This is a genomic window from Ensifer adhaerens (genome assembly GCF_002007205.1).
Lineage (GTDB): Bacteria > Pseudomonadota > Alphaproteobacteria > Rhizobiales > Rhizobiaceae > Ensifer > Ensifer adhaerens_D.
In genome coordinates this window covers 1,076,744-1,095,079 of sequence record NZ_LAZS01000005.1, presented here as the reverse complement: position 1 = coordinate 1,095,079, position 18,336 = coordinate 1,076,744, and the positions used below count along the sequence as shown (strand labels likewise).

Here is an 18,336-nt window from a genome sequence, read left to right as displayed (position 1 = left end):
GATGAGGACGTCGCGGTCGATTATCGGCACTTAGGCTTTGACAGTATCGGCCGCGGCGTCTAAGTCTTGGGCATGGCATCGTTTTTCTCGAAATTTTTCGGCCGTTCCGGCAACTCCGAAGACCAGGCGCAGGCAGCGCCGGGGAAATCCGAGGCCTATGCGGATTGCACCATCCGCGCCACGCCGATGCGCGAGGGCTCGCAGTTTCGTCTGGCCGGCAATATCGAGAAGGCCTCGGCCGAAGGTGGGACCAAGGTCCGCAGCTTCATCCGTGCCGATCTCTTCACGTCCGAGCAGGATGCGATCGACGCGGCGCTGCGCAAGGGGCGCCAGATCATCGATCAGACCGGCCCGTCGCTGTTTTCCGACGACGCCCCGTCGCGCCAGGTGTGAGCCTCCGCGGCTCTTCAAGATAATGTAAAATAAACAGAGACTTACCAGGCGCAGCTCATACCCTGCGTCAGGAACGCTGAGGATTTCTGCCGGCGATTTGCGCGGCCGGATCGACCACGCGCCAGGCGCGTGGGCCGCCGCAAGCGGCAACCCACGCCCGATCGGCTGCGGCTCAGAGCTTGATCCGGAAGCGTGCGAAGCCCTCGGCGGCGTCACCGGCATCCTCGATCGTCACGCCCTTGACCTGCGCCAGGAACTGCCGCGCCTTCGGACCGCTGTCGAAGGTGACGCTCGTGCCGGCGAGCGGCACGAAGGTCCAGTTGGCGTCGGCCGACGGGTTGATCGTGCCCTGATCGATGATGTAGCGGACCACGACGTCGCGGTTGGTGTCCGGGGCGACGAAGATCACCCTGTCGGCGGTGATGTCGGGGAAGTTGCCGCCGCCGCCGGCGCGGTAGTTGTTGGTGGCCACGACGAATTTCTGCGCCGGATCAATTGCTTGCCCGTTGAATTGCAGGTTCTTGATGCGGTTCGAGGCGGCGTTGATGGTGTTGCCATCCTTGTCGAACTTCGGCGGCACGGAAAGATCGATCTGATAGGTGACCCCGTCGATGACGTCGAAGTTGTAGGACGGGAAGCCGCCGTTGATCAGCGGTGCGTCCGAAGCGCCCGGTTTGACCTCGTTGAAGATGCCGGCCGACATCTCCAGCCAGTTGCGCACCTGTTCGCCTGATATGACCACGGCCTGGACGGTGTTCGGATAGAGATAGAGGTCCGCGACGTTCTTGATGGCGATGTCGCCGGCCGGAACGTCCGTGTAGTAATCGGCGCCGCCACGGCCACCGGCCTTGAAGGGAGCGGCGGCCGAAAGCACAGGCAGGTCGCGGTGCTCGGTGTCCTTCAGCATGTCCTTGATGTACCAGGTCTGCGCCTGGCTGACGATCTGCACCGATGGATCGTCGGCAACCAGGGCGAAGTAGGAGTAGAGCGGCGCACTGGTCTTGCCGACTGGCGTGCGCACATATGCAAGCGTCGCCTCGTGGTCCTTCTGCGCGGCAGCCAGAACTTCCTTTCTGTCGGCGACTTCGGCCACGACTTTCTTTTCGACGCGGCGATAGATCGGCCGCGCTTCGCTCGTCGAGCTGACGACGCGCCAGGCGCCGCCTTCGCGCTCGATGAGCAGGTCGATCAGGCCGAGATGCGAGCCCCAGAAGCCGCCCATGACGCCGGGCTTGCCGGAGATCAGCCCCTTCTTGTTGTCGACGCCGGAGAGGCCGTCGAACTTCGGTCCTGGGAAATCCAGGTGGCTGTGGCCGGTAACGATCGCGTCGATGCCTTCGATTGCGGCCAGCGGCACGGAGGCGTTCTCGAGGTTTTCCGCATAGGCCTCCTGGCCGATGCCGGAGTGGGAGAGCGCCACCACGATGTCGGCGCCTTCCTCGCGCATCTGCGGCACCCAGGCTTCGGCCGCCTTGACGATGTCGCGGGCATTGGCCTTGCCCTCCAGATGCTTGGCGTCCCAGGTCATGATCTGCGGCGGAACGAAGCCGATGAGGCCGATGCGGATCTCGTGCTCCTGGCCAGAGCCGTCCTTCACCTTGCGGTCGAGAATGACGTAGGGCTTCAGGAACAACTCGTCCTGGCGGGCATTGGCGGCAAGTGCCCCTTTCGTCAGGTTGGCGCAGACGAGCGGGAAGTTGGCGCCGTTGAGCGCCTTGAACATGAAGTCGAGGCCGTAGTTGAACTCATGGTTGCCGAGCGTGCCGCAGTCATAGCCGAGCACGTTCATGGCGGCGATAACAGGGTGGATGTCGCCGTCCTTTATACCGCGTTGATAGGCGATGTAGTCGCCCATCGGATTGCCCTGCAGGAAGTCGCCGTTATCCACGAGGATCGAATTCGTCGCTTCGGCGCGGATGGCGTCGATGATAGAAGCCGTGCGCGCAAGGCCGACGGTGTCGTTCGGCTTGTCGCCGTAATAGTCGTAGGGGAACACGTGGACGTGCAGGTCCGTCGTTTCCATGATCCTGAGATGCGCCTGGTTGGCGGCGGCCCGAACCGAGAATGGATGCAACATGACGAGCGCCGAGGAAGCTGCGGCCCCCGCAAGAAGCGAGCGGCGCGTGAGGTGAAGCGGGGATGTCATCGATGTCATGCGGTCCTCCATTTATCAAGAATACGGGTCGTCATGTAAAAAAGGGATGCAATCGGGAGTTTTGTTCGCCGGAAGGCGAACGACGGTGGGTTGGCGGCGACTATGCCGGAAAGCCGACGTTTCCGAAAGCGGCAGATTTTCGCACCTCAAGGTCGAGCGAGAGCGGATACCTGGTAAAGTTTTCTTCAAGTTTCCTGGTTAACGGTGCTCCAGGAAACGGAACTTTCTCAAGCACATGCCAAACGCCAACCTTCTTCTTTTCGTCGGCGAGGCGCTGGTCTACGTCACGGCGATGATCGGGCTGCTGCACCTTCGCGCCCGGTTGGGGCTCGGTGTGTTCGTCGCCGCGCTCGGGGTGATGCATTTCATCGAGACCTATCTCGCAGCGGTCTTCTATGTGCAGTTGCCTTTCGGCGTGATTTCGCCCGGCTCGGCGGTCCTGTTTTCCGGCAAGCTGATGATGATTCTCCTTCTCTATGTGAAGGAGGACGCGGCAACGGTGCGCCAGCCGATCTATGGTCTGCTCGCCGGCAATTTCCTGACCGTGGCGCTCAGCCTTCTTCTGCGCCAGCACGATACGGTGTCGATCGTGGCGGAGCGCTCCGCCGACCTCGCCTTCATCGACGAGATGGGATGGCTGATGGTCTGGGGAACGACGATCCTCTACTTCGATTCGCTGATGATCATCCTGCTTTACGAGCGCCTGGGGCGGTGGCTGCGTCACTTCGTGACCGTCCGCTTCCTCATCTGCGGCGTCGTGGTGCTGACCTTCGACCAGGCCGCCTTCTATGCGGCGTTGCGCTGGTGGAACGGCGCGCCGGCCGAGGTGTTCTGGGGCGGATGGATGGCGAAGATGCTGGCGGCGCCCTTCTATGCCATTGCCGTCGGCCTTTATCTCAACCTCTCGCGCCATCCGTCGCTGGCGATGTCGGACCGGCCGCTTGGCGACATCTTCAACACGCTGACCTTCCGTGAACGCTACGAGGATCTGCTGTCGCGCTCCGGGCAGGACACGCTGACGGGCTCGCTCGACCGCAGCCGGTTCGAGATCGAGGCACCCGAGATGCTGCGCGCGGCGAGCGCCGAAAATGCAGCGGTGACGCTGATGATCATCGACGTCGACCACTTCAAGGGCGTCAACGATCGCTTCGGTCATCTCGAAGGGGACCGGGTGCTGCAGCGGCTGGTGGAGACGGTGAAATCGAAGTTGCGCCCGGTCGACCGGCTGTTTCGTTATGGCGGCGAGGAATTCGTGATCCTGTGTCCGGCAATGGCGCATGCCGACGCCCTGCGGCGCGCGGAAGAGATTCGGCTCTCGATCTCCGATCAGATCGCGACGCCGGACGGGCAGGCGGTGACGGCGAGCATAGGGCTTTCGTCGTCACCTGCCGATGGTGCCTCGGTCGAGGATCTGCTGACCCAGGCCGACCTGAGGCTCTATGCCGCCAAGGGACGCGGGCGCAATTGCGTCGTCGGCCGATAGGTCATCTCGAAGCTTCAGATGCCGACATTCGGCCGGTCGATGATTTCGCGCAGCGAGAAGCTGGAATTGATCTTCACCACGTGGGGCAGGGCCGAAAGCCAGTCGCGGTGAATGCGCTCATAGTCCTGCAGATCCTTGGCCGCGACCCGCAGGATATAGTCGTACTCCCCGGACATCAGGTAGCAGACAAGCACGTTCGGACAGAGCTTTACCGCTGCCTCGAATTCGGCGAGCGTCTTTGCGAACTGGCCGGAGAGCGAAATATGCACGATGACCATGATCTGGTAGTCGAGCGCCTTATGGGCGATCCGGGCATGATAGCCGGCGATGGTTCCGGATTTTTCCAGGATGTCGAGCCGCCGAGAACAGGCGGACGGAGAGAGTCCGACCTTGGCCGCCAGATCGGCATTCGAGATCCGGCCGTTCTGCTGAAGAATGCGCAGAATCGCATGATCGATGGCATCAAGTTCGCTCATTCGTGATTTCCCTCAATCCTGCGCTTGTTGTCGCAACATTCTTCGAAATCATTGCGCGGGGGCTCTCGTCTTTGCAAGGACATTCGATTGTCAGCGTGTTTTGCTGATTGCCTCGTCAAAAGCGGCGCAAAGCCCATTACAGGAGAGGAACGCTAGGATGCGTGTCGGTTGCCCGAAGGAAATCAAAAACCATGAATATCGTGTCGGCCTGACGCCCGGCTCGGTGCGTGAATATATTGCCCATGGCCACGAGGTAATCGTGGAGACCAAGGCCGGGGCAGGGATCGGCGCGGATGACGATGCCTATCGTGCCGCTGGCGCGAAGATCGTCGCGACGGCAAAGGACGTGTTCGAAAGGTCGGACATGATCGTCAAGGTCAAGGAGCCGCAGCCCTCCGAATGGGCGCAGCTGCGTGAAGGCCAAATTCTCTATACCTATCTGCATCTTGCGCCCGATCCGGAACAGACCAAGGGTCTGTTGAATTCCGGCGTCACGGCGATTGCCTATGAAACCGTCACCGACGATCGCGGCGGCCTTCCGCTGCTCGCGCCGATGTCCGAAGTTGCGGGGCGCCTGGCGATCCAGGCGGGTGCCACCTCGCTGCAAAAAGCCAATGGTGGCCGCGGCATCCTGCTTGGCGGCGTGCCGGGCGTGCTGCCGGCCAAGGTTACCGTCATCGGTGGTGGTGTCGTCGGCCTGCATGCCGCGCGCATGGCGGCTGGTCTCGGCGCCGATGTCTCTATCCTTGATCGTTCGATCCCGCGTCTGCGGCAACTCGACGATCTCTTTGCCGGCCGCGTGCACACGCGCTATTCGACCATCGACGCGCTGGAAGAGGAAGTCTTCTCCGCCGATCTGGTCATCGGCGCCGTGCTGATCCCGGGTGCTGCGGCGCCGAAGCTTGTGACCCGCGAAATGCTGACCGGCATGAAGAAGGGTGCCGTCATCGTCGACGTCGCCATCGACCAGGGCGGCTGCTTCGAAACCTCGCATGCCACCACGCACTCTGACCCGACTTATGAGGTCGACGGCATCGTGCATTATTGCGTTGCGAACATGCCGGGCGCCGTACCGGTGACCTCGGCGCATGCGCTCAACAACGCCACGCTGCACTATGGCCTGCAGCTTGCCGACAAGGGGCTGAAGGCGATTGCCGAAGACCGGCATCTGCGCGCCGGCCTTAACGTTCACCGTGGTCGCGTCACCAACGCGCCTGTCGCCGAAGCGCTCGGCTATGATGCCTATGCGCCCGAGGCGGTGCTGAACGTCGCCTGACGGAATGACCAATCGGCCCGGCGGCGATGCCGGGCCGATTGCCACGAAGGTGTCAGGCGGAGACGATCCGACACTGGTAGCAGTTGTACCTGGTCGAGCGCACATGGACGGCTGAAATGTCGGGTCGTGCCAGCAGTTCATTCGCTCGCGTTTCAAGCTGTTCCCTGGCGATGACGTCACCGGTCCCGTAGACGATCCGTTCGTCGGGGCCGTAGCCGCGCAGGAGATAGCTGTCACGCGAGCTCAGGATCGGCGGCAAGGTTTCGCCATCATGCGCCGGGCAGGCCTCGGCGTGCATGAATACCGGGCCGGTTTCCGCGTAAGGCTGCAAGGTCGAAAACGGTCGAAGCGCGAAGATCAAATAGGGCGCGCCGGCCTCGACATAATCCAGGCAATGACGGCAAGGTACGCCGCCGCCGTCGGAGATCTGTCGCTCCGGCGCATTGCCATAAGCGTCCAGCCCGCCCTCTCTTATCCGGCGGGCTTCCGCGTCAGACATCGGAAAATAGCGCAGCGGCATGGTGTATCTCCTTGATCGACTTATATTGTTCGATCAGGAGATTGCACCGGCTGCAGCCATCAGGACACCCGGAACTTGCCGGATGGTGTTCGTCAGAGGTTTTTCGCCAGGCTCAGAAGTTCGGCATCGGTCAAAGGAGAGACCGTGGCCTCGCGGGTTGCGACCGGCGAGAAGCCGAACTGCTGGTAGAGCTGCAGCGCGCGCGGGTGGTCGAGATTGTTGGTGGTCACCTTCAGCTTGCTCGGGTTCAGCGCCCAGGCGGCAAACAGCGTCTGCAGCAGGAACCATTTGCCGAGCCCAAGGCCAAGCGCGTGTTCCATCAGCCCGAAATGGACGAGCTCGACCACGTCGTCGTCGCCCTGATGCAATTCGAAGAAGCCGGCAGGTGCGCCGTTAACGTAAAGAACCGTCACGCTCGTTCGCTTGTCGCCAAGCAGCGCTGCCAGATCCTCGTCGCTCATCCGCAGCCGTTCGGTCCAATGCCAGCGGCGGCCGACGCGCAGATAGAGAAACCGATAGTAGCCGAGCGGAATGTCGGAGACGCGCAGGATTGCAGTCTGGATATTGACCGGCATCGGCAGGCTCTGCTTCGGCGGAGCGGTCATTTCGAGTTCGGTAACGTGCGCCGTCAGTGAGGCGAGTTTCGGAGGGCGCATGGCGTCACTCACGACCGGTGACGACGGTGGTGTCGGCACGTCCACCCCATTCCGACCAGGAGCCGTCATAGAGCGTGTTGTCGGTGTGGCCGAGCGATTGCAGCGCCAGCGTGATGATAGCCGCGGTCACGCCCGAGCCGCAGGTCGTGACCACGGGCTTCGAAAGGTCGACGCCGGCGTCCGCAAAGGTCTGGCGCAAGGCGGCGAGATCCTTAAGCTTGCCGTTTTCCGAAAAGACACCGGACGGAAGGCTATGGGCGCCGGGCATGTGACCGGAACGTAGGCCGGCGCGCGGCTCGGCCTCCTCGCCATAGAAGCGGGCAGCGCCACGAGCATCGGCGATCTGGACGGCGCCGTTGGCAACGATCTCCTTCATTCCGGCCAGGGAGGTGACGGCGGCCGGCGTAAAGCTCGGCTTGAACGTGGCCGGCCTAGGCGAGGGCACTTCGGTCGTGACGGGGCGGCCTTCCCGGTGCCAGCCGTCCATGCCGCCATCGAGCACGTAGACGTTCCTGGCCCCCATGATGCGCAGCTCCCACCAGACGCGCGGCGCCGTCATGATGCCCGGGCCGTCATAGACGACGATCGTGTCCGTCTCGCTGACGCCGAGCGCGCCCACCGCTTCAGCAAAGGCTTCCGGCGAAGGCAGCGTATGCGGCAGGCCGCTCGTATGGTCGGCAATGGCGTCCTGGTCGAAGAAGACAGCACCGGGAATGTGCCCGGCGTCGTATTCCGCCTTCGGGTTGCGCTTCTGTGCCGGCAGGTACCACGACGCGTCGAGGATCCGGATCGAGGGATCGCCGAGGCGCTCCTGCAGCCAATCGGCGGAAACGACAAAGGCGCTCTTGTTGTTGGTCACGGTCGCAACTCCTTACTCAAACTGATGCACGGTCTTCGGGCGCGCCGAAGCGGATACGGAACCGACGGTTCTCCTTACCCTTTTTCTCGATCTTGGCGATGTGGATGGCGCCGACTTCCTGCGTTTCGGATACATGCGTGCCGCCGCAGGGCTGGCTGTCGACCGCCGAGTTCTCACCGATGCAGACAAGGCTGACGCGTCCGAGCCCCATCGGCGGGCGAACATTCTTGGATTTGACGATGCCGGGATTGGAGGCCAACTCGTCGTCGGTGATCCATTGCACGTAGACGGGGTGGTTTTCTTCGACCAGTTTCATCAGCGCCGCCGTGACTTCGTCCCGGTCGATCGTCTCGCTCATGTCGAAATCGACACGGCTCTCGTCCTCGCCGACCGAGGCGCCCGTGATTGGGAAGGGGCAGACGACCGAAAGCAGGTGGCAGGCGGTGTGCATACGCATCAGGCGGTAGCGGCGCGGCCAGTCGATATGGAGAACGAGCTTCTCGCCGACTTCAGGCACCGGCTGCTCTGCGGCCGGGACGTGAATGATGATGTCCTTCGTTTCGCCGTGGCGCGCGACCGCGATGTCGATCCGGCTGCCGTCGGCGCGCTCCAGGAAGCCCGTGTCGCCGGGTTGGCCGCCGGACGTGGCATAGAAGCAGGTCTGATCAAGCTCGATCCCGCCATCTTCGAGGATTCCGGTGACGCTCGCCTCGCAGGTCGAGAGGTAGAAATCGTCACGGAAGAGGGCAGTCACGGTCCTGGGCATCGCATTCCTATCCAACTGATTCGTATGGCACAGCAATGTTGGAAGCCGTCTTCAACCACGTCGGCACCGGCAGCCCCTTGGAGGCGAGGAAGTCCGGATTGAAAAGCTTCGACTGATAGCGGTTACCATAGTCGCACAGGATCGTCACGATCGTATGTCCCGGTCCGAGGTCCTTGGCGAGCCGCACCGCACCGGCAATGTTGATGCCCGTGGAACCACCGACGCAGATGCCTTCCTTTTCGATCAGATCGAAGACGTAGGGCACCGCTTCCGAATCGGGAATCTGGTAGGAGAAGTCGGGCGTGAAGCCTTCGAGGTTGGCCGTGATTCGGCCCTGGCCGATGCCCTCGGTGATCGAGCTTCCCTCGGATTTCAATTCGCCATTGGCGTAGAAATTGTAGAGGGCGGCGCCTTGCGGATCCGCCAGGCCGATCTTGACCGCGGGGTTCTTGGCTCTGAGGCCCTGGGCGACGCCGGCCAGCGTGCCGCCGGAGCCAACGGCGCAGATGAAGCCGTCGACCTTGCCGTCCGTGTCGCGCCAGATCTCCGGCGCAGTCGTTTCCACGTGCGCATCGCGGTTGGCGACGTTGTCGAACTGGTTCGCCCAGATCGCCCCGTTCGGCTCGGTCTTGGCCAGTTGCTCGGCAAGCCGGCCGGAGATCTTCACGTAGTTGTTGGGGTTCTTGTAGGGAACAGCCGGCACTTCGACCAGTTCGGCGCCGAGCAGTCGCAGCGCGTCCTTCTTTTCCTGGCTCTGGGTTTCCGGGATGACGATGACGGTGCGATAGCCGAGCGCCTGGCCGACCAGCGCCAGGCCGATGCCGGTATTACCGGCCGTGCCTTCGACGATGACGCCGCCCGGACGCAGCTGGCCGGTGCGTTCCGCATGGCGAATGATCCAGAGCGCCGCGCGGTCCTTGACCGATTGTCCGGGGTTCAGAAACTCGGCCTTGCCGAGGATCTCGCAGCCTGTCGCCTCGGACACGGATTTCAACCGGATCAAAGGCGTGTTTCCGATTGCTTCGAGCACCGACGGGAGAATGGCCATTTGCAGAACCTCGTGTTGGAGGACAGGCACCGCGGCAAGGCGGCGCGTACCAGGTAAGAACGAACGGCGGCCGGCGAATATCGACAACGTTTCCGGACCGCCGAAATGTTGGCGTGTTTTCGGCTCAGCCTGCACTTCAGGCAAGAAATAGCGTTTCGTCACCGCTCTGTCCCGAACAAAAATCGTCTCCAGGGCATCGGAGAGCCGGCGGCAAGGAGCGCTGACGCGATGAAGGGCCGGGCAAGTCATTTTTCGCCCACAGAAGGAGATGCGTACGTGTTTCCCGGCGCGTGCCGAGGAGTGAGTGATGAGTATCCAATCTACGAAACCGGAACAGAAACTGGCTTGGGTTACGGGCGCCAGTTCGGGGACAGGGCGGGCGCTGGCTCTTGCTCTGGTGCGCGAAGGTTATGCCGTCGTCGTGACGGCCAGGAACCATGACAGGCTTGTGGACCTGCAGCACGAAGCAGCAAGCGAGGGCCGTATCACCGTGCTCGACGGTGACGTTACCGATCCCGCCGATATGGAACGGGTGATGGCGGCGATCGAATACGATCACGGGCATCTTTCGCTCGTGGTCCTGAACGCGGGTGTCGCGCTGGCGGTGCGGGGGGACGAGCTTCACCGCGAGACTTTCGAGAAGAGCTTTGCCGTCAACCTCAACGGCGTCGTTAACTGTCTCTTGCCGGCGGTCGACCATATGAAGGCGCGGGGGCGCGGACACATCGCCATCGTCTCGTCCGTCGCCGGCTATGGCGGGTTGCCGACCAGCGCCGCCTATGGCGCGACAAAGGCCGCGCTGATCAATATGGCGGAAAGCTTGAAATTCGATCTCGACCGGATCGGCATCCGGCTGCAGATCATCAGCCCCGGCTTTGTCGATACGCCGGGGACCGCGCGTATCCGCTTTCCGCGGCCGGTCCCGGTGACGAGCGAGGAGGCTGCAAGCCGCATCGTCGCCGGCCTGAAATCGCGGCGGTTCGAGATCGCCTTCCCGCGCCGCTTTGCTTACGCGGTGAAGCTGATGGATCTCTTGCCCTACAGCCTCTATTTCAGCCTGCTGAACTGGCTGACCCGCGGCCAGACGGAGGCGATGGAAGGCAAGAAGCACGCCGGGCCCGGCGGGCGTCCGCGTCAGGCGGTGTGAAGCACCAGCACCGCGCCGAAGATGAGCGCGAGGCCGGCCCAGCCGATCGGCTTCAGCTTCTGGCCGAACAGAACGCGGCCGCAGATAGCTGTCCCGAAGATCCCGGTTGCGCCAAGCACGGCATAGGCGATGGCAAGCTCCATGCCCTTGATGGCTTCCGCCAGGAAGGCAAAGGCGGCAAGCACCAGCAGGATCGAAAGGATGCCCCAGCCGCGGCGGGCGAACCCTTCGGATTTCGTCGAGGCGAGGTTGGCCGCAACGTCGAGAATGCCGGCAATGACCGCGAGAACGAAGTAGATGCTAGGCGCGCTCATTGGCTGCTCCTGCGCTCGCCGCTTCGTCCTCGTCGTGATATTCGCCGGCATTGACAAGCAGGATGCCGACGATCGCCATTGAAAGACCGAGCATTTCGCGTCCGGTCAGCACGTGGCCGAAGACGAAAACCGAAACCAGCGTGATGATGGCTACGCCCGAACCTTCCCAGATTGCGTAAGCGACGCCGACCGATATCGTCTTTACCGCTTTGGCCAGAAAGACGTAGGAGAGCGCGATCGAGACATACATGATGATATGCCCGAGATAGGAGCCGCTTTCGGAAGCGGCCTTCATCACCGTCAGGCCCACCACTTCGGTCGCGATGGCGAGCGCGAGGAAAAACCATGCAAGACGCATGCTGTACCTTTGAAAAGAAACTTGGATGACCGCCTCTTAAGCGCTACGGGTGACGCGGTAAAGACGCGCCGAGCACGCACTCACTCGAAGACGATCTGCCGGACGTCGATGTTGCGGGCGCGGAACCCGGCTTCGCAGTAGTAGAAGTAGAACTCCCACAGCCGCTTGAAGCGAAGATCGAAGCCGAGCGGCTCTATCCTGTTCCAGACCGACCAGAACCGTTCCCGCCATTCGCCAAGTGTGCGGGCATAGTCGCCACCGAAGCCGAAGTCGTTGATCATGCGCAGGCCGACGTTGCGGCCAAGCTCGACCAGATGCTCGCGCGTCGGCAGCATGCCGCCCGGGAAGACGTATTTCTGGATGAAGTCCGGATTGGAGCGGTACTCCTCGTAGGCTTCGGGTTTGATGGTGATGATCTGCAGACCGGCCTTGCCGCCAGGCTTCAGGCATCGCCTCAGCTGCGAGAAATAGGTCGCCCAGAATCTCTCGCCGACGGCCTCGAACATCTCGATCGAGACGATGCGGTCGTAGGTACCCGTTTCTTCGCGATAATCCTGGAACTTCAGTTCGACGCGGTCCGCAAGGCCCGCACGCTGCATGCGTTCGCGCGCGAACGCCAGTTGCTCGCGGCTGATCGTCAGACCGGTGACCTTGCAGCCGATTTCCGTGGCCGCAAACTCGGCAAAACCGCCCCAGCCGCAGCCGATCTCAAGCACATGATCACCGGTGCGCAGGTTCGTTGCCTCCGCAAGCGAGCGGTACTTGGCCCTCTGCGCGGAACGCAGATCGTTGGCGCCGGTGGCATAGAGTGCGGACGAATAGGTCATGCTCGGATCGAGCCATTCGCTATAGAAGGCATTGCCGAGGTCATAATGGGCCGAAATGTTGCGGCGAGCGCCGGAGCGCGTGTTGGCGTTGCGCCAGTGTAGGAACTTGTCGAAAAGTCGCAGAAGCCCGCGCGCACGGTTTGGAAAGTTCCTGCCGATCTCGGCGTTGATGAGGAACAGTTCGAGAAAGGCGCCGACATCGGGACTGTCCCAGTCGCCGTCGATGTAGCTTTCCGCCGCACCGATCGTGCCGCCTGAGATGGCACGCTGGGGCAGGTTCCAGTTGTTGAGATTGAGTATCGCGCGGGGGCCGGCCCTGGTGCCGTTGATGATCAGCCTGCGGCCGTCGGGCGTGGCGAGCATCAACGTCCCCACCTGAAGGTGCACCAAGGCGCCAAGCACCATGCGCGCCCTGAGCGGAAAATCCCGTGCGACCGTCGCCAGATTGTCAGAGGAGAGCTCCACCGCACCGTCAAATGCGGCAAAATCGGCTTCCAGGTTACGCATACACCACCCCCTCAGCTGTTGCATCCGTAGCGTGAGCCTAGCCGCAATCGGGCGAGACGCCAACTGTGGAATTCTACCGGAGGGCTTTATGTCCTTTCGGATTCTCCCGGCGCGCTTGTGATCTGCCGGAAGGCGGCCAGTGCCCGGTCCCGTGCGACGGCATGGTCGACGATCGGTTTCGGGTAGGTCGCGCCGAGTTCTATCCCGGCTTCCGCAAGGGCCGCGGCCGGGGCCGCAAAGGGACGATGGACGTAACGCGGGTGAAGGCGCTCAAGTTCCGGCACGAAGCGCTTCACATAGAGGCCATCGGGGTCGAACTTTTCGCCCTGGAGGACCGGGTTGAAAATGCGGAAGAACGGCGCGGCGTCCGCACCCGATCCGGCAACCCACTGCCAGCTTGCGGCATTGTTGGCCGGATCCGCATCGACCAGCGTGTCGCGGAACCAGGCCTCTCCCTTGCGCCAGTCGACCAGGAGGTCCTTGATGAGAAAGGAGGCGACGATCATGCGCACGCGATTGTGCATGTAACCGTGACGCCAGAGCTGACGCATGCCGGCGTCGACGATCGGGTATCCGGTCAGCCCCTTGGTCCAGCGGGTAAAACCGTCCTCATGGTTCAGCCAATGGAAACGATCGAACCGGCGGTCGAGATTGCGGCGGCCAAGCTCCGGGTAATGAAACAGCAGATGATAGGAGAACTCGCGCCAGGCGAGTTCCTTCCGGAAGGTGGCAGCACCTTCGCCGCCGTCGGCTTCGGGCCTTGCCGCCGCATGCCAGGCCTGCGCCGGTGAAATTTCGCCGAAGGCGAGGTGAGGCGAGAGCAGGGACGTGCCGTCCGCATCGGGAAAGTCGCGGCGACGTTTGTAGTCTCCGAGCTTTTCCTCGACGAATTCTTCGAGACGGGCGGCCGCACCCTCTTCGCCCGGCGTCCAGACCTCGCTGAATGTCGCCGCCCAATCCGGTTTCGTCGGCAGCAGCGACCAGTCCTCGAGACGATCCGATCGCGGCCAGGTTTCCGGTGTTGCGATATGGTGTGGCCGGTCGATCGGCGGTACCGGCTCGCTCTTGGTCTCGAGCGCGCGCCAGAACGGCGTGAACACCCGGTAAGGGCCGCCCGTGGTCGTCAGCAGCCGCATGGGCTCATGCAGCAACTGTCCCGCAAAGCTCTCGGCGACGATGCCGCGGTCGGCCAGTGCCTTCTTGAGCGCGGTATCCGTGGCAATGCCGCTCGGGTCGTAGCGCCGGTTCCAATAGATGCGCTCCGCGCCGCTTTCACGCGCAATGTCGACAATCACGTCCAACGCGTCACCCGAACGGAGAACGAGTCTGGAAGCATGCTGCTCGAGGCTCGCGCTCAAGGCATCGAGCGAATGGTGCAGCCACCACGCCTGGGCCGCGCCAAGCGGACCGTTGCCGCTATCGGCGGGTTCGCGGATGTAGAGGGGGATGACAGCGGCCTCGCCAGCGGCGGCCGAAAGAGCACGATTGTCGGTAAGCCGCAGATCCTTGCGGAACCAGACGATGATGGGTGGCACCACTGCCCTTGTCATGGAGAACCGTCAGGAGGTTGGGGATTGATCACCCGGTGAACATAGGTGCAAAATGAAAAAGAGCCATTCGCATCGCTGCAAATGGCTCTTTTTGAAACTGGCTCCCCGGGCCGGATTCGAACCGGCGACCTGTCGATTAACAGTCGAATGCTCTACCGCTGAGCTACCAGGGATCATCCGCGCCGCTGTTTGCTGTGCGCTTCAGAAGTGAGGCTGCTAATACGCATGCTTTTCCGATTTGCCAAGCGCTTTTTTCAAAAAAAATGACAAGTTCCGTTGCGAGGCTGTGGAGAAGTCCCCAATTGTGGGAAAACACGCCGGATAGGGAATGATGAATAAAAACAGGAAGCAGACGCATTTCGGCATTGATCCGCAGACACGACAGATCGTGCTGGGCAAATGGCGTATCGCGCTGCCCGACTCTCCGCTGCTGCGCATCCTGCTGGGTTCGCTGCTGGTGTTCTGCGGTTTTCTCGGCTTCCTGCCCGTGCTGGGCTTCTGGATGATACCGCTGGGCCTGATCGTGCTTTCGCACGACATTCCCTCCGTTCGCCGCCGTCGCCGCCGCCTGGCCGTCTGGTGGGCGCGCTGGCGCGGGAAGGCCAATTCCTCGAACGGTTCTTGAACCCGGCGTCGCCTGGTCACCGCTCCTTGCCGGGTGCGGCGCTGCCGAGTGCTCTCAATCCCGTTACCCTGCACCTTCAATCCCGAATCTCCCGCTAGCGATCGCGATCGTGCGTGGTTAACGAGCGAGCGCATTCGGCCTTCCCCAGCTGTTGGGGTGCCCTCGAAAACTTTTCGGCAACCCATCAAACGCATAATGCGGTCTCGAATCAGGATGGGGACCAATGGCCAAAGCCACTACGAAACGTCGACGCCGCAGCTCGGGCCGGAGCAGCAGCAAACAGGGCGGAATGGCGCCGTGGTATCTGGCAGCAGCGCTGACCCTTGGCGGCGTCATGGCCTATGACCATCGCGCCGAATTGCGGCACTGGCCGGTGGTGTCCGATGTCATGGCCTTTGCGTCGCGAACGGAAACGAAGCCGAAGCCCCCGCGTTCGGTTCCTGTGGCGGAAGAGCGTGTCGCCCAACAGGCGGACAGGCACAAGCCGAATCCGAAGCCGAACCCGGTCACGAAGGTTGCGCTTGCCGCCCCGGTGCCGTCGGTAAATGTCGGTGTCACGCCGCCTACCCCCGTCGTGCGGCCGAATGAAGAGGTGAAGACGGCATCCATCCGCAGCGACCAATTCTATTTCTGCGGCATTCGCAACGACAACTGCGTGATCGACGGCGCAACCTTCGTCTTCCACGGCGAGACGATCCGGGTGGCCGACGTCGATGCACCGCGAATCCGTCAGGCGAGCTGCGACAAGGAACGTTCGCGCGGCTTCTACGCCAAGCAGCGCCTGCGCGAATTGCTGAATGCAGGTGACTTCAAGCTGGTTTCGGCAGGAGGGCGATCAGATGCCAAGGCCGGCGAGAAGCTGCGCCTGGTCACCCGCGACGATCGGTCTCTTGGACGTATGCTCGTTTCCGAGGGGCTTGTGCGCCCATGGGAAGGGCGGGCGACACCCTGGTGCTGAGAACAACTGGGACCCGATCGTCCGACATTGTCGATCGCTCTGTGGAAAGTAACTGTCATATAAATCGACGGCGCGTTTTTCAGAAAATGCCTCTTGCGGTTTTTCTGCAATCATTCTAAATCCGCGCCAACGCTTGGTTATCCGAGCAGTGAGGCCTCGTGGCGGAGTGGTGACGCAGAGGACTGCAAATCCTTGTACCCCGGTTCAATTCCGGGCGAGGCCTCCAAAAATCTCACCTCCTATTGGTTCGGATTAGTGTTCTGCCCCCTGTGGCAGCGCAGTCGATGTTCGCCGCCCCACGTCCGCGCAAGCCGCGCCTTCTATAGCTCTCCGTCGGATCTTATCGCTTCGGTGAATTCGGTAGAGGGGGAACGATGACTCCGCTGAGATCAGCCGCGTCGATAGCGTCCGTCAACATTAAGAACGGAGGCAATGGTAACAATGAAAAAGAGACTGATCCTGACGGCGTTGGCGTGTTTTGCCGCGACCGCGATTGAAGCGCGTGCGGAAGACCTGGTTTTTCAGTTGAAAAACAACACCAGCGCGGTGCTGACGAACTTCTACACCTCGCCGGTCGGCGTCAACGAATGGGAAGACGATGTTTTCGGTCGGCAGGTTCTGAACCCCGGCGAGAGCATGGAGATCACCATCGCCGACGGGCGGGACGTCTGCAAATACGACATGCGATTCGAGTTCGAAGAAGGCTCGGCCCTCGATACGACCGAGGACACGCAGGACCTCTGCGAGCTCGGCGAATACACGGTCCACGAATAGACGCTCTGGCTTCAGTTCGCCTGAAATGGAAAGAGCCTCGCCGCTTTCAGTGGCGAGGCTCTTTTGATTCGGCGTTCTGCCTGGAACTCAATGGTAACGGCGGATCAGCCCGACGAGCTTGCCCTGGATCTTCACTCGATCGGGTCCGAAGATCCGCGTCTCGTAGGCGGGGTTGGCAGCCTCGAGTGCAATCGACGCGCCCTTGCGGCGGAAGCGCTTCAGCGTCGCTTCCTCGTCGTCCACCAGCGCCACGATGATATCGCCGGGATTGGCGGTGTTGCCATTGCGGATGATCACCGTGTCGCCATCGAAGATGCCGGCCTCGATCATCGAATCACCCTTCACTTCGAGGGCGTAGTGCTCGCCGTTGCCGATCATGTCGAGCGGAATGGTAATGTCGTGGGTGTTGTTCTGGATCGCCGAGATCGGCACGCCGGCGGCGATGCGTCCCATCACGGGAACGGAAACAGATGTACTTTCGGCGACCGGCGTGGGCTTGGGCGTGGCAGGGGCGGCGGCCGGCGGCTTGCCGAGGCTGCCCTCGATCACGCTGGGGGAGAAGCCTCGGCGCGGTTGCTGCTGGCTGGCGGCGTACGCTTCCGGAAGCTTGATGACCTCGAGCGCGCGCGCCCGGTTCGGCAGCCGGCGAATGAACCCGCGTTCTTCGAGCGCCGTGATCAAACGGTGGATGCCGGACTTCGACGCCAGGTCGAGCGCATCCTTCATTTCATCGAATGACGGCGGAACGCCTGACTCCTTCATGCGTTCGTGGATGAACAGAAGCAATTCCTGTTGCTTGCGGGTCAGCATGGCACGTCGCTCCAGAGGCGTGAAACAAATCAAGAACAGACACTATCTGTTCCATATGTGTTCCGCAAGTGCCTAAAATTCCGTGAATTCGGGCAATTGCTCGCTCCTAAGGGGCCGATTGGTCACTTTTGCGGGAACGGCGCAGGGTTTGGGCGACGATCATGCGCCAAGGAGCGCAGTAGAAGGCCGATCGCAGCATGATTCGAACGACGCGCTTCTCCCTCGCGCAGAGACTTAAGTCGCTTGCGAGGCGGAGCAGGCGTCTTCGAACTCCTTCACCGTCTCGGCGTCGTTGTCGTCAGGCAGCACCGCGTCCGCCGCGTCGGTCGCAACAGGCGTGTCGCCGTCATAGACGAACGACTGGATGTAGAATGCGATCGCGCCCTTCCATACCTTGCGTCCATCGATCTGATGGCACGGCACGGCGCGCTCAAAGTCGGTCTGGAGTTCGTCCACGGTGGCGGCACTGAGCTTGACATCAGGCATATTGGGCGAAGCGACGATCGAAGCGAGAAGCAGGGCGGCAAGCACGGTGTTCGTCCACTTGGTGATTGGGGGGACTACGGGGCGGTTAACGATGTGAACCGCGCTTTCGTTCCGAAGTCCAGCAAGCTTGCCGATCACTCCCGCGTGTTCAACAGCTCTTTGCCTGCAGGCTGTGTCCCTTTTGCGCCAAATGTCCCTGACGGATGGCAACCTGGCTCGCTCTCCCGTGGGACGTGCGGAAACCGCTTCGACGGCAGCAGCACGCGCCCGGCACCGGCGATGCACAAAAATCCCCGTCGTGAACAAGCTTCACCGTCTCGACAGGTCGCCAGAAAACGGTAACTTTGC

General features: G+C 62.1%; 20 protein-coding genes and 2 tRNA genes. 8 read left to right on the top strand and 14 right to left on the bottom strand.

What is annotated here, in order from left to right; translation table 11 throughout:
• Window positions 1–72: 72 nt before the first annotated feature.
• Window positions 73–393, top strand: a complete 321-nt coding sequence (locus XB14_RS09035; RefSeq protein ID WP_077961270.1) for an HlyU family transcriptional regulator — start codon at window positions 73–75, stop codon at window positions 391–393.
• Window positions 394–565: 172 nt separating this feature from the next.
• Here the strand turns inward: XB14_RS09035 and XB14_RS09030 are convergent, their stop codons facing one another.
• Window positions 566–2,539, bottom strand: a complete 1,974-nt coding sequence (locus XB14_RS09030) for a bifunctional 2',3'-cyclic-nucleotide 2'-phosphodiesterase/3'-nucleotidase (RefSeq protein ID WP_077961943.1) — start codon at window positions 2,537–2,539, stop codon at window positions 566–568.
• Window positions 2,540–2,783: 244 nt separating this feature from the next.
• Here XB14_RS09030 and XB14_RS09025 point away from each other — a divergent pair, with 244 nt between their 5' ends.
• On the top strand, window positions 2,784–4,031 hold the full coding sequence (locus tag XB14_RS09025) for a sensor domain-containing diguanylate cyclase (RefSeq protein WP_077961269.1): 1,248 nt from the start codon (window positions 2,784–2,786) through the stop codon (window positions 4,029–4,031).
• Window positions 4,032–4,045: 14 nt separating this feature from the next.
• Here the strand turns inward: XB14_RS09025 and XB14_RS09020 are convergent, their stop codons facing one another.
• The gene (locus XB14_RS09020) at window positions 4,046–4,507 is read right to left on the bottom strand and encodes an Lrp/AsnC family transcriptional regulator (protein WP_077961268.1); all 462 of its coding nucleotides are present in this window, start codon (window positions 4,505–4,507) and stop codon (window positions 4,046–4,048) included.
• A 157-nt stretch (window positions 4,508–4,664) separates the two neighbouring features.
• On the opposite strand from XB14_RS09020, the gene ald reads away from it, so the two are divergent.
• Complete coding sequence (gene ald / locus XB14_RS09015; RefSeq protein ID WP_077961267.1) at window positions 4,665–5,783, top strand: alanine dehydrogenase; 1,119 nt, start codon at window positions 4,665–4,667, stop codon at window positions 5,781–5,783.
• Between the two features lie 52 nt (window positions 5,784–5,835).
• On the opposite strand, the gene XB14_RS09010 is transcribed toward ald, so the two are convergent.
• From XB14_RS09010 to XB14_RS08990, 5 genes are all read right to left on the bottom strand, one after another.
• Window positions 5,836–6,303, bottom strand: coding sequence for a DUF1203 domain-containing protein (locus XB14_RS09010; protein ID WP_077961266.1), 468 nt, complete (start codon window positions 6,301–6,303; stop codon window positions 5,836–5,838).
• 92 nt (window positions 6,304–6,395) lie between these two features.
• Window positions 6,396–6,959, bottom strand: a complete 564-nt coding sequence (locus XB14_RS33160) for a GNAT family N-acetyltransferase (RefSeq protein ID WP_077961265.1) — start codon at window positions 6,957–6,959, stop codon at window positions 6,396–6,398.
• A 4-nt stretch (window positions 6,960–6,963) separates the two neighbouring features.
• Window positions 6,964–7,818, bottom strand: coding sequence for a 3-mercaptopyruvate sulfurtransferase (gene sseA / locus XB14_RS33155; RefSeq protein ID WP_077961264.1), 855 nt, complete (start codon window positions 7,816–7,818; stop codon window positions 6,964–6,966).
• 16 nt (window positions 7,819–7,834) lie between these two features.
• Complete coding sequence (locus tag XB14_RS08995) at window positions 7,835–8,584, bottom strand: alanyl-tRNA editing protein (RefSeq protein WP_077961263.1); 750 nt, start codon at window positions 8,582–8,584, stop codon at window positions 7,835–7,837.
• A 7-nt stretch (window positions 8,585–8,591) separates the two neighbouring features.
• Complete coding sequence (locus XB14_RS08990) at window positions 8,592–9,632, bottom strand: cysteine synthase A (protein ID WP_077961262.1); 1,041 nt, start codon at window positions 9,630–9,632, stop codon at window positions 8,592–8,594.
• A gap of 304 nt (window positions 9,633–9,936) precedes the next feature.
• Here XB14_RS08990 and XB14_RS08985 point away from each other — a divergent pair, with 304 nt between their 5' ends.
• Complete coding sequence (locus XB14_RS08985) at window positions 9,937–10,779, top strand: SDR family NAD(P)-dependent oxidoreductase (RefSeq protein WP_179119563.1); 843 nt, start codon at window positions 9,937–9,939, stop codon at window positions 10,777–10,779.
• On the opposite strand, the gene XB14_RS08980 is transcribed toward XB14_RS08985, so the two are convergent.
• The 5 genes from XB14_RS08980 to XB14_RS08960 all read right to left on the bottom strand — a co-directional run bounded on the left by XB14_RS08980 (window position 10,767) and on the right by XB14_RS08960 (window position 14,508).
• Window positions 10,767–11,093, bottom strand: coding sequence for an SMR family transporter (locus tag XB14_RS08980; protein WP_077961260.1), 327 nt, complete (start codon window positions 11,091–11,093; stop codon window positions 10,767–10,769). The genes XB14_RS08985 and XB14_RS08980 overlap by 13 nt on opposite strands.
• Window positions 11,080–11,451, bottom strand: coding sequence for an SMR family transporter (locus XB14_RS08975; protein WP_077961259.1), 372 nt, complete (start codon window positions 11,449–11,451; stop codon window positions 11,080–11,082). The genes XB14_RS08980 and XB14_RS08975 overlap by 14 nt, the downstream gene beginning before the upstream one ends.
• Window positions 11,452–11,531: 80 nt before the next feature.
• Entirely contained in the window at window positions 11,532–12,785 is a 1,254-nt protein-coding gene (locus XB14_RS08970; protein ID WP_143348304.1) for an SAM-dependent methyltransferase, read from the bottom strand.
• Between the two features lie 86 nt (window positions 12,786–12,871).
• Window positions 12,872–14,335, bottom strand: a complete 1,464-nt coding sequence (locus XB14_RS08965; RefSeq protein WP_077961257.1) for a cryptochrome/photolyase family protein — start codon at window positions 14,333–14,335, stop codon at window positions 12,872–12,874.
• 98 nt (window positions 14,336–14,433) lie between these two features.
• Window positions 14,434–14,508: transfer RNA gene (locus XB14_RS08960), tRNA-Asn, on the bottom strand.
• A 158-nt stretch (window positions 14,509–14,666) separates the two neighbouring features.
• Here XB14_RS08960 and XB14_RS08955 point away from each other — a divergent pair.
• From XB14_RS08955 to XB14_RS08940, 4 genes are all read left to right on the top strand, one after another.
• Window positions 14,667–14,960, top strand: a complete 294-nt coding sequence (locus tag XB14_RS08955; RefSeq protein ID WP_034791391.1) for a hypothetical protein — start codon at window positions 14,667–14,669, stop codon at window positions 14,958–14,960.
• A gap of 223 nt (window positions 14,961–15,183) precedes the next feature.
• Window positions 15,184–15,918 (top strand): hypothetical protein, encoded by a 735-nt coding sequence (locus XB14_RS08950; RefSeq protein WP_077961256.1) that lies wholly within the window; start codon window positions 15,184–15,186, stop codon window positions 15,916–15,918.
• A 152-nt stretch (window positions 15,919–16,070) separates the two neighbouring features.
• A tRNA-Cys gene (locus XB14_RS08945) sits at window positions 16,071–16,144 on the top strand.
• Window positions 16,145–16,359: 215 nt separating this feature from the next.
• Window positions 16,360–16,692 (top strand): hypothetical protein, encoded by a 333-nt coding sequence (locus tag XB14_RS08940; protein WP_143348303.1) that lies wholly within the window; start codon window positions 16,360–16,362, stop codon window positions 16,690–16,692.
• A gap of 87 nt (window positions 16,693–16,779) precedes the next feature.
• Here the strand turns inward: XB14_RS08940 and lexA are convergent, their stop codons facing one another.
• Both lexA and XB14_RS08930 read right to left on the bottom strand, forming a co-directional pair.
• The gene (gene lexA, locus XB14_RS08935) at window positions 16,780–17,502 is read right to left on the bottom strand and encodes a transcriptional repressor LexA (RefSeq protein ID WP_077961254.1); all 723 of its coding nucleotides are present in this window, start codon (window positions 17,500–17,502) and stop codon (window positions 16,780–16,782) included.
• 234 nt (window positions 17,503–17,736) lie between these two features.
• Window positions 17,737–18,126 carry a hypothetical protein gene (locus XB14_RS08930; protein WP_234804015.1) on the bottom strand — a complete coding sequence of 130 codons (390 nt, stop codon included), beginning with the start codon at window positions 18,124–18,126 and terminating at the stop codon, window positions 17,737–17,739.
• Window positions 18,127–18,336 lie beyond the last annotated feature (210 nt).

Bases quoted from the DNA above. Each gene is read 5' to 3' on its own strand.
- XB14_RS09035 (WP_077961270.1), top strand. From the start codon at position 73: ATGGCATCGTTTTTCTCGAAATTTTTCGGCCGTTCCGGCAACTCCGAA.
- XB14_RS09030 (WP_077961943.1), bottom strand. From the start codon at position 2,539: ATGACATCCCCGCTTCACCTCACGCGCCGCTCGCTTCTTGCGGGGGCC.
- XB14_RS09025 (WP_077961269.1), top strand. From the start codon at position 2,784: ATGCCAAACGCCAACCTTCTTCTTTTCGTCGGCGAGGCGCTGGTCTAC.
- XB14_RS09020 (WP_077961268.1), bottom strand. From the start codon at position 4,507: ATGAGCGAACTTGATGCCATCGATCATGCGATTCTGCGCATTCTTCAG.
- ald (WP_077961267.1), top strand. From the start codon at position 4,665: ATGCGTGTCGGTTGCCCGAAGGAAATCAAAAACCATGAATATCGTGTC.
- XB14_RS09010 (WP_077961266.1), bottom strand. From the start codon at position 6,303: ATGCCGCTGCGCTATTTTCCGATGTCTGACGCGGAAGCCCGCCGGATA.
- XB14_RS33160 (WP_077961265.1), bottom strand. From the start codon at position 6,959: ATGCGCCCTCCGAAACTCGCCTCACTGACGGCGCACGTTACCGAACTC.
- XB14_RS08995 (WP_077961263.1), bottom strand. From the start codon at position 8,584: ATGCCCAGGACCGTGACTGCCCTCTTCCGTGACGATTTCTACCTCTCG.
- XB14_RS08990 (WP_077961262.1), bottom strand. From the start codon at position 9,632: ATGGCCATTCTCCCGTCGGTGCTCGAAGCAATCGGAAACACGCCTTTG.
- XB14_RS08980 (WP_077961260.1), bottom strand. From the start codon at position 11,093: ATGAGCGCGCCTAGCATCTACTTCGTTCTCGCGGTCATTGCCGGCATT.
- XB14_RS08975 (WP_077961259.1), bottom strand. From the start codon at position 11,451: ATGCGTCTTGCATGGTTTTTCCTCGCGCTCGCCATCGCGACCGAAGTG.
- XB14_RS08970 (WP_143348304.1), bottom strand. From the start codon at position 12,785: ATGCGTAACCTGGAAGCCGATTTTGCCGCATTTGACGGTGCGGTGGAG.
- XB14_RS08965 (WP_077961257.1), bottom strand. From the start codon at position 14,335: ATGACAAGGGCAGTGGTGCCACCCATCATCGTCTGGTTCCGCAAGGAT.
- XB14_RS08955 (WP_034791391.1), top strand. From the start codon at position 14,667: ATGAATAAAAACAGGAAGCAGACGCATTTCGGCATTGATCCGCAGACA.
- XB14_RS08950 (WP_077961256.1), top strand. From the start codon at position 15,184: ATGGCCAAAGCCACTACGAAACGTCGACGCCGCAGCTCGGGCCGGAGC.
- XB14_RS08940 (WP_143348303.1), top strand. From the start codon at position 16,360: ATGAAAAAGAGACTGATCCTGACGGCGTTGGCGTGTTTTGCCGCGACC.
- lexA (WP_077961254.1), bottom strand. From the start codon at position 17,502: ATGCTGACCCGCAAGCAACAGGAATTGCTTCTGTTCATCCACGAACGC.